This window comes from Mycobacterium sp. E802, assembly GCF_001666875.1.
Taxonomy (GTDB): domain Bacteria; phylum Actinomycetota; class Actinomycetes; order Mycobacteriales; family Mycobacteriaceae; genus Mycobacterium.
In genome coordinates this window covers 23,916-37,599 of record NZ_LZJD01000178.1, presented here as the reverse complement: position 1 = coordinate 37,599, position 13,684 = coordinate 23,916, and the positions used below count along the sequence as shown (strand labels likewise).

Genomic DNA, 13,684 nt, shown 5'->3' with positions numbered 1-13,684 from the left:
GCTGCAGCCGCTAGGCTGAGCCGATGGATTCTGATGGTCGTTCGGGGGGACGCCCGACGGGAGTCCCCGGTCCGTCTGGTACGGGCTCATCCGGCGGGGCACAGTCCGCAGGCGCGGCGCCCCCGCCGAAAGTGGTTCTGGTCACGGGTGCGTGCCGGTTCCTCGGTGGATTTCTGATCTCGAGGCTGGCGCAGAATCCGTCGATCGAGCATGTCATCGCCGTGGATGCGGTGGTGCCGAGCAAGGATCTGATGCGCCGGATGGGGCGCGCCGAGTTTGTGCGCGCCGACATCCGCAACCCGTTCATCGCCAAGGTGATCCGGAACGGCAACGCGGACACCGTCGTGCATGCTGCGGCGGCGTCCTACGCGCCGCGGTCCGGGGGACGGGCCGCGTTGAAGGAACTCAACGTGATGGGCGCGATCCAGTTGTTCGCGGCGTGTCAGAAAGCTCCGTCGGTCCGCCGGGTCGTGCTCAAGTCCACCTCCGAGGTGTACGGCGCCTCCCCGCGCGATCCGGTGATGTTCAGCGAGGAGAGCAGCGCTCGGCGTCCGCCGGGTGACGGGTTCGCCCGCGACAGCATCGACATCGAGGGCTATGCCCGGGGTCTGGCCCGGCGCCGTCCGGACATTGATCTGACCATCCTGCGGTTGGCCAACATGATCGGGCCGGCGATGGACACCGCGCTGTCGCGCTATCTGGCCGGGCCGGTGGTGCCGTCGGTCATCGGGCACGACGCGCGATTGCAACTGCTGCACGAGCAGGACGCCCTGGGTGCGCTGGAGCATGCCACCACCGCCGGGGTGGCGGGCACGTTCAACGTCGGTGCTGCGGGCATCATCATGATGAGTCAGGCGATCCGGCGGTCGGGGCGCGTGCGATTGCCGGTACCGCGCCAAGCGTTGTCGATGATGAATTCGCTCAGTCGCGCAACGAGTTACACCGAGCTCGACCGTGAGCAGATGAATTATCTGAGCTACGGCCGGGTCATGGACACTACGCGAATGCACAGGGATCTGGGTTACAGTCCCAAGTGGACGACCGCCGAGGCGTTCGACGATTACGTCCGAGGTCGTGGATTGACGCCGATACTCGATCCGCGATGGGTACGCTCAATGGAGAGTCGCGCCGTGGGGGTGGCGCAGCGTTTGGGACAGTAGGACTGGCTCTGACCGGGGTGGGAGAAGGTATCGACGTGTCGAGTGAACCTAAGGCGAAAGTCATTCCGCTGCATGGGAACTCGAATCGCTCCTCGGCCGCGCGCCGGGCTGCGGCTCGGTCTGAGAGTGCGCGCAGGCATCCGTCGGTACTGGCCGACCCGGGCGGCCGGGCCTCGGCTGAACAGATCGCCGCGGTGGTGCGCGAAATCGATCAGCGCCGTAGCAGCGCGTCAGCCCAGTCTCCGGCGGACGAGGGTCCCTCCGACCTCGTCAAGGGCATCGCGGCGGTGTCGGAATTCATCCGCACCCGGATGTCGGGCGCCTACTCGGTGGACGAGTTCGGCTTCGATCCGCACATCACCAACGCAATCTTCATGCCTTTGCTGAGAACGTTTTTCCGGTCCTGGTTCCGGGTCGAGGTATCCGGTATCGAGAACCTGCCCGAGACCGGGGCGGCGCTCGTGGTGGCCAACCATGCCGGGGTGTTGCCGTTCGACGGGTTGATGGCTCAGGTGGCCGTGCACGATCACCATCCGGCCCACCGGGACCTGCGGATGCTGGCCGCCGATCTGGTCTTCGACCTGCCGATGGTCGGGCAGGCCGCCCGCAAGGCCGGCCACACCGTGGCGTGCACCACCGACGCGCACGGGCTGCTGGCCAACGGTGAGCTCACCGCGGTGTTCCCGGAGGGCTTCAAGGGGCTGGGCAAGAACTTCAAAGACCGCTACAAGCTGCAGCGGTTCGGCCGTGGCGGCTTCGTTTCCGCAGCTCTGCGGGCCCAGGCGCCGATCGTGCCGTGCTCGATCGTCGGGTCCGAAGAGATCTACCCGATGATGGCCGACGTCAAGCTGCTGGCGCGGCTGCTGGGCCTGCCGTACTTCCCGGTGACCCCGCTGTTCCCGTTGGCCGGCCCGCTCGGGTTGGTGCCGCTGCCGTCGAAGTGGCACATCCAGTTCGGCGAGCCGATCGAGACGTCGGGCTACGACGAGACCGCGGCCGACGATCCGATGATCACCTTCGAGCTCACCGATCAGGTCCGCGAGACCATCCAGCACACGTTGTACAAGCTGCTGGCCGGCCGCCGGAACATGTTCTTCGGCTGACTTTTTCCCCGCGAACAGACACAAACCCGCACATTTTCACCGAAAAATGTGCGGGTTTGCGTCTGCTCGCGGGAGAAGCTAGCTCTTTTGCCCAGCAATCATCTTGGCGATCGCGGCATCGCGCTTGGCGGCGATCGCCGAGCTGATCTCGTCGGCCTCGTCGGGGTGGGCGGCCTCACCGAGCATGGTGACCACGCTGGTGGCCACCGGGTTGCCGTCACCGTCGGTGACCTCGGCGCGCACCTCGCAGATCACGGTGCCGTGCGACTCGATCACCGAGTCCAGGTAGGAGTCGAACCATAGCTTGTCGCCGACCATGATCGGCCGGTGGAAGATCAGCTTCTGGTCGCGGTGCAGCACCCGCTCCAGGTTGATCGGGATGTCGAACTTGTCGAACAACTCCAGCTGCACCCGTCGACCGGCCACGGCCAGGAAGGTCAGCGAGGCGACCACCGCGTCGTGGCCGTACTCCTTGGCCCCCTCGGCGGTGTAGTGGGCGGGGTGGTCGTCTTTGACCGCGGAGGCGAACTCCCGGACCTTTTCCCGGCCCACCTCGAAATAGTCGGGGTACCGGTAGTGGGTTCCGATGATGTTTGCGGCGATGCTCATATTCCCTGCGCTGTTCGGTGTGCTGGGCGCACAAAAGTGCCTGGCGGCGGAGCCCCCTGGCGCGGCCCGCCGCGGCAGTTTATCAGCGCAGCGCCGCGGCTCAGCGAATGTCGTGGCGCCGCGAGGCGACCGCCGCCAGCGCGCCGCCCAAGGCGCCGAGCGCCAAGGCCGAGGGCACCCCGATGCGCGCGGCCTTGCGGGCGGTGCGGAAGTCGCGGATCTCCCAGCCCCGCTCCCGGGCCACGTCGCGCAGAGCGGCGTCGGGGTTGATCGCCACCGCGGTACCGACCAGCGAGAGCATCGGCACGTCGTTGAAGCTGTCCGAATAGGCGGTGCAGCGGCGCAGGTTGAGCCCTTCCCGGATGGCCAACGAGCGCACCGCGTGCGCCTTGCCGGTGCCGTGCAGGATGTCGCCGACCAGCCGGCCGGTGAACACTCCGTCGACCGATTCGGCGACCGTCCCGAGCGCGCCGGTCAGCCCCAGCCGCTTGGCGATGGTGGCCGCCAGCTCATAGGGCGTGGCGGTGACCAGCCACACCTGCTGCCCGGCATCCAGGTGCATCTGGGCCAGTGCGCGGGTGCCCGGCCAGATCTTGTCGGCGATGATCTCGTCGTAGATCTCCTCGCCCAGCTCGACGAGCTCGGCGGTGGTGCGGCCCTCGATGAACGCCAGCGCCTTGCGCCGGCCGGCGGCCACGTCGTCGCTGTTCTCCTTGCCGGTGAACTGGAACTTGGCCTGAGCATAGGCGATGCCGACGATGTCGCGGTAGGTGAAGTACTTGCGGGCGGCCAGTCCCCGGGCGAAGTGCACCAGCGACGATCCGTGCACCAGGGTGTTGTCGACGTCGAAGAACGCCGCGGCCGTCAGATCGGGCGGCGGCGCCGGAGTGCCGACGGGATCAGGGTCGGACTCAAGCTCGGTGACGGCGAGTGCGGCGCTGGCCTCACCGCCAAGCTCCTGTTCGAGCGCATCGGAACTACCGGGTTCGGGCACGTTTTCACCCTAAGTCACCGTGCCGGGATACTGGCGGTGTGGAGCGCGAGCAGACGGGTCACGGCGGCCGGAGCACTGTGACGTTGCTGACCAGAGCCGGTTGCGGCATGTGCGCGGCCGCGGCGCAGAAGCTGGCCGTGCTGCGCGACGAACTGGACTTCGAGCTGGTGAACACGGACGTGGATGCCGCGGCCGCCGCGGGTGATGGCTCGCTGCGGGCCCGGTTCGGTGACCTGTTGCCGGTGATTTTGCTGGACGGAACCGAGCACAGCTATTGGGAAGTCGACGAGCAGCAGCTTCGGGCGGACCTCACCGCCAGGTGAAATTTGGTGGGCGAGGGAGAAAACGATTACCTTGGTGACGTGGTGATGAAGCCGTGAGTGTGCTGCTATTCGGGGTTTCGCACCGCAGCGCGCCGGTGTCTGTTCTCGAGCAGTTGAGCACTGACGAGTCGGATCAGGCCAAGATCATCGACGAGGTGCTGCGGTCCTCGTTGGTCACCGAGGCCATGGTGCTCTCGACCTGCAACCGCGTCGAGGTGTACGCCGTGGTCGAGGCGTTCCACGGTGGGCTGTCGGTGATCGGGCAGGTGCTCTCCGAGCATTCCGGCATGTCGCTCAACGATCTGACCAAATACGCCTACGTGCGGTACGCCGAGGCGGCCGTCGAGCATCTGTTCGCGGTGACCAGCGGCCTGGATTCGGCGGTCATCGGTGAAGCCCAGGTGCTGGGCCAGGTGCGCCGCGCCTACGCCACGGCCGAGGAGCATCAGACCGTCGGGCGCACCCTCCATGAGCTGGCCCAACGGGCGCTCAACGTGGGCAAGCGTGTGCACTCGGAGACGGGCATCGACGCCGCCGGCGCCTCGGTGGTCTCCGTCGCCCTCGGCATGGCCGAAACCAAACTTGCCGGCGGGCTGGCCGGACGTACGGCCGCAGTCGTCGGCGCGGGCTCGATGGGTGCGCTGGCCGCAGCGCATCTGGTGCGCGCCGGGATCGACCGGGTCAACGTGGTCAACCGCTCGCTGCCGCGGGCCCGGCGGCTGGCCCACAACCTCACCGAACAGGGCGTCGCAGCGCGGGCGATGGGCCTCGACCAGCTGGCCGAGGCTCTGGTCGACGCCGACGTCGTCGTCAGCAGCACCGGGGCGGTACGGCCCGTGGTCTCCCTGGCCGATGTGCACCATGCCCTGGCCCAGCGCAACGACGACGGGACGCGGCAGCTGATCGTCTGCGACCTCGGTATGCCACGTGACGTGGATCCGGCCGTGGCCGGGCTGCCCGGCGTCTGGGTGGTCGACATGGACCGCATCCAGCGGGAGCCCTCGGCGCGGGCCGCGGCCACCGATGCCGACGCCGCCCGCACGATCGTCGCCACCGAGGTTGCCAACTACCTGGCCGGGCAGCGGATGGCCGAGGTCACCCCGACCGTCACCGCCCTGCGGCAACGCGCCGCCGACGTGGTGGAGGCCGAGCTGCTGCGCCTGGACAACCGGCTGCCCGAGCTGGAGGCAGCACACCGCGACGAGGTGGCCAAGACGGTCCGCCGCGTCGTCGACAAGCTTTTGCACGCACCCACGGTGCGGGTGAAACAACTCGCCAGCGCGCCTGGCGGGGACAGCTACGCAGAAGCCTTGCGTGAGCTGTTCGAACTCGATCCGCAGGCCGTCGAAGCTGTGGCGGCCAGCGAATTGCCCTTCATGACAACAGATCTCGATAAGTCTGAGTAGAGCTTGGAAAAAACGCGCGATACGGTCATCCGGATCGGCACCCGGGGTAGCCTGCTGGCGACCACGCAGGCCGGCACCATCAGGGACGCTTTGCGAGCCGCGGGCCACGCCTGCGAGCTGGTGATCATCTCCACCGAGGGCGACCGCAACCAGGGCCCGATCGCCGACATCGGCGTCGGGGTCTTCACCGCGGCGCTGCGGGAGGCGATCCACGACGGCCGGGTGGACATGGCCGTGCACTCCTACAAAGATTTGCCCACCGCTCGTGACGATCGGTTCGTCATCGCCGCTGTGCCGTCCCGCGAGGACCCGCGTGATGCGCTGGTGGCCCGTGACGGACTGGTGCTCGGCGAGTTGCCGGCGGGCTCGGTGATCGGCACGTCGAGTGCGCGACGGGCCGCGCAGCTTAGAGCACTGGGTCTCGGTTTGGAAATCCGCCCCCTACGAGGCAACCTAGATACCAGGTTGAACAGGGTTACGAGCGGCGATCTCGACGCCATCGTGGTTGCCCGAGCGGGCCTGGCCCGGATCGGACGCCTCGATGTGGTCACCGAGTCGCTCGAGCCGGTGCAGATGTTGCCAGCGCCGGCTCAGGGTGCGCTCGCGGTGGAATGCCGCGCCGGCGACACCGAACTGATTTCGGTGGTGTCGGAGCTGGACGACGCCGACACGCGCGCCGCGGTCACCGCAGAACGGATCCTGCTCGCCGAACTGGAGGCGGGTTGTTCCGCACCGGTGGGCGCGATCGCCGAGGTGGTCGAGTCCATCGATGAGGACGGCAATGTCTTCGAAGAGCTGTCGTTGCGCGGCTGCGTGGCGACGCTGGACGGATCCGACGTGATCCGTGCGTCCGGCATCGGGACCCCCGGCCGGGCCACCGACCTGGGTTTGTCGGTGGCCGCGGAGCTTTTCGATCTGGGCGCACGCGAGCTGTTGGTAGAGCGCGGGAGTGAAGAATGACCATGCGAGGTCGCAAGGCGAAGCCCGGCCGCATCACATTTGTCGGCTCGGGCCCGGGAGATCCCGGGTTGCTGACGGCACGGGCACAGGCCGTGCTGGCGCATGCCGAGTTGGTGTTCACCGATCCCGACGTGCCCCAAGCGGTCCTGGAGCTCGTCGGCACCGAGCTGCCGCCGGCGTCGGGCCCGGCCCCGGCCGAGCCGGCCAAGGCTGACGGGACCGACGCCGACTCCGGTGCGACGTCAGAGGCCGCGCAGGCCGCCGTCATCCCCGGTGGCCCCGAGATCCGTCCCGCCCTCGGCGATCCCGCCGAGGTGGCCAAGACCCTGGCCGCCGAGGCCCGCCACGGCTATGACGTGGTGCGCCTGGTCGCCGGTGACCCGCTGTCGGTCGATGCGGTGATCACCGAGATCGGTGCCCTGGCCAAGAGCCACGTGAATTTCGAGATCGTCCCCGGGCTGCCCGCCACCAGCGCGGTGCCCACCTATGCGGGTCTGCCGCTGGGCTCTGCGCACACCGTGGCCGATGTCCGCGGTGACGTGGACTGGGCCGCGCTGGCTGCCGCGCCCGGGCCGCTGATCCTGCACGCCACGGCCTCGCATCTGCCAGACGCGGCGCGCACCCTGATCGAGCACGGGCTCGTCGACACCACCCCCGCGGTGGTGACCGCGAGCGGCACCACCTGCCAGCAGCGCTCGGTCGAGACCACGCTCGGTGGGCTGACCGACAAGGCCGTGCTGGAAAAGCCGGCCGGCAGTGAGCTGGCCGGCCCGCTCACCGGTCCGCTGGTCGTCACCATCGGCAAGACCGTCGCGAACCGGGCCAAGCTGAACTGGTGGGAGAGCCGCGCCCTGTACGGCTGGACCGTGCTGGTGCCGCGCACCAAGGACCAGGCCGGTGAGATGAGCGACAAGCTGGTCGGCCACGGCGCTCTGCCGGTCGAGGTGCCCACCATCGCCGTCGAGCCGCCACGCAGCCCGGCGCAGATGGAGCGTGCGGTCAAGGGTCTGGTCGACGGCCGGTTCCAGTGGGTGGTGTTCACCTCCACCAACGCCGTGCGGGCGGTGTGGGAGAAGTTCAACGAGTTCGGTCTGGACGCGCGGGCGTTCTCCGGCGTGAAGATCGCCTGCGTCGGGCAGGCCACCGCCGACAAGGTGCGCGCGTTCGGTATCAACCCCGAGCTGGTGCCGTCGGGCGAGCAGTCCTCCTTGGGCCTGCTCGACGAGTTCCCGCCGTTCGACGAGGTTTTCGACCCGGTGAACCGGGTGCTGCTGCCGCGTGCCGACATCGCCACCGAGACACTGGCCGAGGGGCTGCGGGAACGCGGCTGGGAGATCGAGGACGTCACCGCCTACCGCACCGTGCGGGCCGCTCCGCCGCCGGCGCAGACGCGCGAGATGATCAAGACCGGTGGTTTCGACGCGGTCTGCTTCACCTCGAGCTCGACGGTGCGCAACCTGGTCGGTATCGCCGGCAAGCCGCATGCTCGCACCATCGTGGCCTGTATCGGCCCGAAAACCGCTGAAACGGCAGCCGAATTCGGCCTGCGCGTGGATGTCCAGCCGGAGACGGCTGCGGTCGGGCCGCTGGTCGACGCGCTCGCCGAGCACGCCGCCCGACTGCGGGCCGAAGGGGCGCTGCCCCCGCCGCGCAAGAAGAGCCGCCGCCGGTAACCACCCCGCCGTTACGGCATTTTCAGCAGGCAGGTATCTGCGCTTTTCCGGCCGGATGGCATTTCGGCGAAGGAGCGGAAGTAAGGAGACCAGCTAGTGGCTTTCCCGAGGCATCGTCCCCGTCGTCTGCGTTCGACCCCGGCGATGCGTCGTCTGGTCGCCCAATCTTCGTTGGAGCCACGGCATCTGGTGTTGCCGATGTTCGTTGCCGACGGCATCACCGAGCCGCGGCCGATCTCCTCGATGCCCGGCGTGGTGCAGCACACCCGGGATTCGTTGCGCCGGGCGGCCGCCGACGCGGTGGCCGCGGGAGTGGGTGGGCTGATGCTGTTCGGCGTACCCCGCGACGAGGACAAGGATCCGACCGGAGCCGTCGGCGTGCACCCGGACGGCATCCTCAACGTAGCGTTGCGGGATCTGGCCAAGGACCTCGGCGATGCCACCGTGCTGATGGCCGATACCTGCCTGGACGAGTTCACCGATCACGGGCACTGCGGCGTCCTGGATGCCACCGGCCGGGTGGACAACGACACCACCAACGCCCGTTACGTGGAACTCGCTGTGGCACAAGCACAATCGGGCGCACACGTGGTGGGCCCCAGCGGCATGATGGACGGCCAGGTGGCCGCGATCCGCGACGGCTTGGACGCGGCCGGGTACACCGACGTGGCCATCCTGGCCTATGCGGCCAAGTTCGCCTCGGCGTTCTACGGCCCGTTCCGGGAAGCGGTGTCCTCCAGCCTGACCGGAGACCGGCGCACCTATCAGCAGGATCCCGGCAACATCCGGGAGGCCGTGCACGAGATCGAGCTCGACCTGGACGAGGGCGCCGACATCGTGATGGTCAAGCCCGCGATGAGCTACCTCGACGTGGTGCGCGCCGCCGCCGACATCTCGCCGGTACCCGTTGCCGCATACCAGATTTCGGGTGAGTACTCGATGATCTGTGCGGCCGCGGCCAACGGTTGGATCGACTTGCAGGCCGCCGCGCTGGAATCGTTGATCGGGATCCGGCGGGCCGGCGCCGACATCGTGTTGACCTATTGGGCGGCCGAGGTCGCCGGTTGGCTCGCGTGACCGAACCGCATCCTGACCCCACCGGGCGTCCCGACGACGTCGACACCGGGTTCTGGTTGTGGACGGCGGCGCTGGTGCTGATGGTGCTCGGGTATCTCGTCGACGCGCTGACCGGATCCGGCTCGGGCGCCCAACGCTCGATAACCGTCGTCTTCTCGATCATGTTCCTGGCGGTCCTGGCCTCCATCGTGGGTGCCTTCCTGGTGCTCCTGCGCCAGGGCTATCGCTGGGCACGCACGGTGTTGACCAGCGGGGGACTGGTGGCGATCCTGCATTCGGTCACCAGCTTGCTGACCGGTGAGCGCCAGGACGCCGCTGCGGTCGGTTATGCGGTCACCGCGATCGTCGGTTCGGTACTGATCGCCGGCGGGCTGTACCTGCTCTACCGCAAGGACGCCGACGCCTTCTTCACCCGCTGATTCGCTACGCTTTGCCGACAATGCCTGCAACGCCCGCGTCGTCAGAGTCCCGCCCAGCCCCGAACCGGCCGCTCGTGGCGACCGTCGGCTTCTCCTTTTGGCTGGTGGCCTCGGTTCTGCTGATCGTCGGCGGAATGATCGCGGCATCGGTGAGCCTGCCGGGGCTGGACACCTGGCTATTCCGCGGCGGCGGGGTGCTGACGGCTCTCGCCGGGCTCGGCATGGCCTTCCTGGCCGGCCGCAGCCGTACCGGTGACCGCCGTTATCTGCGGGCGGCGATCGCCTTGTCGTTGGCGATCACGGTCATCGTGGCGTTGACTGCGCGGTTCGGCGTGGTCCACATTCTCACGGTGTTCGGTGTGGTGTTGCTGATCGTGGGGACCGGCCTGAGCGCGCTGTCGCTGCGGAGGGGAGTCGATGGTGAGTGAGCCGGTGAGCAAGGCCGCCCCGAAGGTGCTGTTCTACGAGCAGGGCGCGAGCTGGGCGTGGCTGCTGCTGGGGCCGTTCGCCGGGATCGGGATGGCGATCCTGCAGAAGACCGGCGGATACGGCCACGATCTGTGGATCCCGCTGGTGTTCCTGGTGTTGGTGTCGGGGTTCGTGGCGATCCAGATCAAGGCCGCGCGGATCCACACCTCGGTCGAGCTCACCGCCGACACCTTGCGTCAGGGCGCCGAGTCGACACGGGTCGACGAAATCGTGGAAATCTATCCCGAAGCGTCGGGTTCCGAGGTGCCGAAATGGCAGTCCGCGCGGGCTCTCGGTGAGCTCACCGGCGTGCCGCGAGGACGCACCGGTATCGGGCTCAAGCTCACCGGTAAGCGCAATGCGCAGGCGTGGGCGCGTAAGCACCGCAAGCTGCGTGCAGCGCTGGAGGCACTGGTCGAGGAGCGCATCCAGTGAAACGCCGGGCTGTCGTCGAGTTCGTGGTGGCCGCGGTCGCCGCGGTGGGCTGCGTGCTGAGCTGGCACGCGGCCGCCCGCACGGTCGACGTGGCGCCGGTGCTGGATGGCGAGCCTGCCACGACCGCGGTGACGTACTCGTCGCCGCTGCTGGTGTTGTCACTGATCCTGGCCGGGCTGGCCGGTGTGCTGATCGTAATGGGCATCGCGCGACTGCGGCGCTGACCCCGTGACGGATTGGCAGGGGGTGTCCGGCGGGGAGTCCGGCGCAGCGGTGTTCCGCAGCGCCGACGGTGCGCGGTATGCAAAGACGGTCGGGCCCGCCGGTGTGGCCGATCTGGCCGACGAACGGGATCGGCTTTCGTGGGCGCGTAGCCAGGATGTGCCGTGTCCGACGGTGATCGACTGGGGTATCGACGACGACGGCGGCGCGTTCCTGATCACCGGTGCCCTCGGCGGTGTCACGGCGGATCGGCTGCCGGAGGCGATCGTGCGGGCATCCTGGCCGGCGATCGTGGCTGCCGTCGTGGACCTGCACGCCATCGCGGTCGAGGGCTGTCCGTATCGCCGCGACGTGGACGACATGATGGCCCGGGCCCGGGCAACCGTTGCTGCCGACGCGGTCGACCGCGAGTTCTTACGCGACGAAGACCGGGATGTCCCGGCCGCCCAACTGCTGGCGCGTGTCGAACGTGAAGTCCAGTTGCGGCGCCGCCAAGAAGCCGGTGACCTCGTGGTGTGCCATGGCGATCTGTGTCTGCCCAACATCGTGATCGACCCGGACCGATTGGCGGTCGAGGGGTTCGTGGACCTGGGACGACTCGGCCTCGCCGATCGGCATGCCGATCTGGCGTTGCTGTCGGCCAATACCGCTGACACCTTTCCCGGCTTCGACGCGGCCGCCGTGGCAGGTCTGGCCGCAGGCTATCCAGGGCCGATCGACGAGGAACGTCTGCGGTTCTACCTCGCGCTGGACCCCCTGACCTGGGGATGACGTCGCGCCGCGTCAGTCGGTGCTCTCGTGGTCTTCCAGACCCACCGCGGCGTGCAGTCCTTACGGTCTTTGTCGAGGCGGTGATCGTCACCGCCCACTTCGCGCATCAGGTCCGACAGCGCGTCGGCGATGGCGTTCAGCTTGTGCTGCAGCGCGTTGTCGTTACGGGTCTGGGTGTTCTGCAGCAGCGCCACCAGCAGGAACGTGATGATCGTGGTCAGGGTGTTGATGATCAACTGCCACGTGTCGAGATCCAGCACCACGAACGTGGGCGCCCAGATCACCACGATCAACACACAAGCCACGAAGAACCAGGCCTTGGACACCCGATCGGCGACGCTGGTGGCGAAGCGGTCGAAGAGGGGCACCTCGTCGTCGACCTGGCTCGGCAGCGACGGCTTATCAGATTGGCCAGATTTGCCGGGTTTGTCGGAATTGGCGGGTTCACTCACCGCTGAAGAAGTGGTCACCGACGTTGAATACCCCGCGAATTGCTTTTCAACCGCAGGTCAGCCGCGTGTACGGCGGCTCCGGTGAGCGTGGTCACACACCTCTTGGTACAAAGTGCAAAATCTGTAACACTGTGTCCATGACTGAATTGGTCGAGCAGCCTCAGCAGCCTCAGGAAGCCGACGCCTTGCCTCTTGGCCCCGAATCGCTGGTCTGGAAGTACTTCGGCGACAACCGGATGTACCTGATCGGACCACGACCCGCGGTCCTGCAGAACATGCTGGCCGAACTCGGCCAGGGCGTGCTGGACCATTCGACGTTCTTCGCCGACACCGCCGAGCGGCTCAAGCGCACCATTCCGCCGATCTTTCGCACCGTCTACGGCTCCGAGGAGAACAACGCGGGCCTGCAGGTGCGCGACTTCCACCACCACGTCAAGGGCGACATGCCGGACGGGTCGCGGTACCACGCACTCGATCCCGACACCTACTTCTGGGCCCACGCGACGTTCGTCGAGCAGATCTTCTATTTCGCCGACACCTTCGTGAAACGCCTCAGCGACGCGGAGAAGGAACAGATCTATCTGGAGTCCAAGACCTGGTACCGCCGCTACGGGGTCAGCGACCGGCCGATGCCGGCCACCTACGTCGAGTTCGAACAGTACTGGGACCGGATGCTCAACGAGGTTGCCGTCCCACACAAGTCGGCCCGCTACGGCGTCGGCTATGTCACCAAGGGATTCCCGTGCCCCAAGGCCGTACACCCGGCGGTGTGGCGGATCGTCGCCACGGTGTTCAACCCCGTCGCGGCGTTCCTGACCGCCGGTGGCCTGCCGCCGCGCGCCCGTGATCTGCTCGACCTGCCGTGGAGCGAGCGTCAGGAACGCAACTACCAGCGGTTCGCCGCATTCTGGCGGAGCCGTCCGGTGAACTGGCTGTGGGATCATCTACCGATGAGCGTCCGCTACAACAAATTTGCCCAAAAAGGCTATGCCCGGGGTTGATTCGACGCGGTCTGATTCGTCGCCCGCGACGGTGGCAATCCTGGACGCGGCCCTCATCGAGTTCGAACGGCACGGCCTGCGCCGCGTCGCGCTCGACGACGTGGCGCGCCGGGCCGGGGTCAGCCGTACGACGATCTACCGCAGATTCGCCAACCGTGACGAGTTGGTGGGGGCGGTGATCGAACGCGAGAATGTCGCGTTGTTCGCCGATATCGCCAACGAGCTGAAAAGTGCCGGGCCCCAAGCAAATTACTACGTCGAGGCGTTCGCTCTGTCGATCCTGCGGTTCCGGCGTCACCATGTGCTCAACCGGCTGATCGCCGATGAACCGGCTCTGGTCATGGAGATGCTGCACACCCATTACGGCGCGGCGATCGAACGGATGGCCGCGGCGCTGAAGGTGATCTTTCCGGCCGGCTTCGCCGAGCGGATCGGGGAGCCGGCGGTCAACGATCTGGCCGACACCATCCTGCGGTACGCGGCGATGGTCCTGTTGCTGCCCAGCGTCGAGCCGCTGGACACCGCCGAGGACATCCGGGCCTTTGCCACCAGGCATTTCCTGCCCAGCCTGCCGGCCTCGCTGCGTACCGTCCCGGCCTGAGCCGCGCTGT

16 protein-coding genes and 1 pseudogene are annotated in these 13,684 nt (G+C 67.7%); 14 read left to right on the top strand and 3 right to left on the bottom strand.

Features of this window, described 5'->3' with window-relative positions; all coding sequences use genetic code 11:
- Positions 1–23 precede the first annotated feature (23 nt).
- The gene (locus A5699_RS26030; protein ID WP_067776052.1) at positions 24–1,160 is read left to right on the top strand and encodes an SDR family oxidoreductase; all 1,137 of its coding nucleotides are present in this window, start codon (positions 24–26) and stop codon (positions 1,158–1,160) included.
- 35 nt (positions 1,161–1,195) lie between these two features.
- Positions 1,196–2,263 (top strand): lysophospholipid acyltransferase family protein, encoded by a 1,068-nt coding sequence (locus tag A5699_RS26025; RefSeq protein ID WP_067776049.1) that lies wholly within the window; start codon positions 1,196–1,198, stop codon positions 2,261–2,263.
- A 78-nt stretch (positions 2,264–2,341) separates the two neighbouring features.
- Here A5699_RS26025 and A5699_RS26020 read toward each other — a convergent pair whose 3' ends face one another.
- On the bottom strand, positions 2,342–2,872 hold the full coding sequence (locus tag A5699_RS26020; RefSeq protein WP_067776046.1) for a MaoC family dehydratase N-terminal domain-containing protein: 531 nt from the start codon (positions 2,870–2,872) through the stop codon (positions 2,342–2,344).
- Positions 2,873–2,972: 100 nt separating this feature from the next.
- Entirely contained in the window at positions 2,973–3,866 is an 894-nt protein-coding gene (locus A5699_RS26015; RefSeq protein WP_067776043.1) for an HAD family phosphatase, read from the bottom strand.
- A 107-nt stretch (positions 3,867–3,973) separates the two neighbouring features.
- Here A5699_RS26015 and A5699_RS26010 point away from each other — a divergent pair, with 107 nt between their 5' ends.
- From A5699_RS26010 to A5699_RS25965, 10 genes are all read left to right on the top strand, one after another.
- The gene (locus tag A5699_RS26010; protein ID WP_231965839.1) at positions 3,974–4,189 is read left to right on the top strand and encodes a glutaredoxin family protein; all 216 of its coding nucleotides are present in this window, start codon (positions 3,974–3,976) and stop codon (positions 4,187–4,189) included.
- 53 nt (positions 4,190–4,242) lie between these two features.
- The gene (locus A5699_RS26005) at positions 4,243–5,595 is read left to right on the top strand and encodes a glutamyl-tRNA reductase (RefSeq protein ID WP_067776040.1); all 1,353 of its coding nucleotides are present in this window, start codon (positions 4,243–4,245) and stop codon (positions 5,593–5,595) included.
- Positions 5,596–5,598: 3 nt separating this feature from the next.
- Positions 5,599–6,555, top strand: a complete 957-nt coding sequence (gene hemC, locus A5699_RS26000; RefSeq protein WP_067776038.1) for a hydroxymethylbilane synthase — start codon at positions 5,599–5,601, stop codon at positions 6,553–6,555.
- The gene (locus A5699_RS25995; RefSeq protein ID WP_067776035.1) at positions 6,552–8,228 is read left to right on the top strand and encodes a bifunctional uroporphyrinogen-III C-methyltransferase/uroporphyrinogen-III synthase; all 1,677 of its coding nucleotides are present in this window, start codon (positions 6,552–6,554) and stop codon (positions 8,226–8,228) included. Before hemC ends, A5699_RS25995 begins: the two co-directional genes overlap by 4 nt.
- A gap of 144 nt (positions 8,229–8,372) precedes the next feature.
- Entirely contained in the window at positions 8,373–9,305 is a 933-nt protein-coding gene (hemB, locus tag A5699_RS25990) for a porphobilinogen synthase (RefSeq protein WP_067776032.1), read from the top strand.
- On the top strand, positions 9,302–9,724 hold the full coding sequence (locus tag A5699_RS25985; RefSeq protein ID WP_067776029.1) for a hypothetical protein: 423 nt from the start codon (positions 9,302–9,304) through the stop codon (positions 9,722–9,724). The genes hemB and A5699_RS25985 overlap by 4 nt, the downstream gene beginning before the upstream one ends.
- Positions 9,725–9,744: 20 nt before the next feature.
- Positions 9,745–10,152: a hypothetical protein gene (locus A5699_RS25980; protein ID WP_067776026.1), complete on the top strand. Its 408-nt coding sequence runs from the start codon at positions 9,745–9,747 to the stop codon at positions 10,150–10,152.
- Entirely contained in the window at positions 10,145–10,627 is a 483-nt protein-coding gene (locus A5699_RS25975) for a DUF3093 domain-containing protein (protein WP_231965834.1), read from the top strand. The genes A5699_RS25980 and A5699_RS25975 overlap by 8 nt, the downstream gene beginning before the upstream one ends.
- Entirely contained in the window at positions 10,624–10,851 is a 228-nt protein-coding gene (locus tag A5699_RS25970) for a hypothetical protein (RefSeq protein WP_067776020.1), read from the top strand. The genes A5699_RS25975 and A5699_RS25970 overlap by 4 nt, the downstream gene beginning before the upstream one ends.
- A 4-nt stretch (positions 10,852–10,855) precedes the next feature.
- Positions 10,856–11,620, top strand: coding sequence for an APH(3'') family aminoglycoside O-phosphotransferase (locus A5699_RS25965; protein ID WP_067776017.1), 765 nt, complete (start codon positions 10,856–10,858; stop codon positions 11,618–11,620).
- A gap of 12 nt (positions 11,621–11,632) precedes the next feature.
- Here A5699_RS25965 and A5699_RS25960 read toward each other — a convergent pair.
- A pseudogene (locus A5699_RS25960) lies at positions 11,633–12,072 on the bottom strand (low affinity iron permease family protein).
- Between the two features lie 137 nt (positions 12,073–12,209).
- Here A5699_RS25960 and A5699_RS25955 point away from each other — a divergent pair.
- Entirely contained in the window at positions 12,210–13,073 is an 864-nt protein-coding gene (locus tag A5699_RS25955; protein WP_067776014.1) for an oxygenase MpaB family protein, read from the top strand.
- On the top strand, positions 13,060–13,674 hold the full coding sequence (locus A5699_RS25950; protein WP_067776011.1) for a TetR/AcrR family transcriptional regulator: 615 nt from the start codon (positions 13,060–13,062) through the stop codon (positions 13,672–13,674). The genes A5699_RS25955 and A5699_RS25950 overlap by 14 nt, the downstream gene beginning before the upstream one ends.
- Positions 13,675–13,684 lie beyond the last annotated feature (10 nt).

Excerpts from the sequence above, each read along its gene's own strand:
- A5699_RS26030 (WP_067776052.1), top strand. The coding sequence starts at position 24 with ATGGATTCTGATGGTCGTTCGGGGGGACGCCCGACGGGAGTCCCCGGT.
- A5699_RS26020 (WP_067776046.1), bottom strand. The coding sequence starts at position 2,872 with ATGAGCATCGCCGCAAACATCATCGGAACCCACTACCGGTACCCCGAC.
- A5699_RS26010 (WP_231965839.1), top strand. The coding sequence starts at position 3,974 with ATGTGCGCGGCCGCGGCGCAGAAGCTGGCCGTGCTGCGCGACGAACTG.
- A5699_RS25995 (WP_067776035.1), top strand. The coding sequence starts at position 6,552 with ATGACCATGCGAGGTCGCAAGGCGAAGCCCGGCCGCATCACATTTGTC.
- hemB (WP_067776032.1), top strand. The coding sequence starts at position 8,373 with ATGCGTCGTCTGGTCGCCCAATCTTCGTTGGAGCCACGGCATCTGGTG.
- A5699_RS25980 (WP_067776026.1), top strand. The coding sequence starts at position 9,745 with ATGCCTGCAACGCCCGCGTCGTCAGAGTCCCGCCCAGCCCCGAACCGG.
- A5699_RS25955 (WP_067776014.1), top strand. The coding sequence starts at position 12,210 with ATGACTGAATTGGTCGAGCAGCCTCAGCAGCCTCAGGAAGCCGACGCC.
- A5699_RS25950 (WP_067776011.1), top strand. The coding sequence starts at position 13,060 with ATGCCCGGGGTTGATTCGACGCGGTCTGATTCGTCGCCCGCGACGGTG.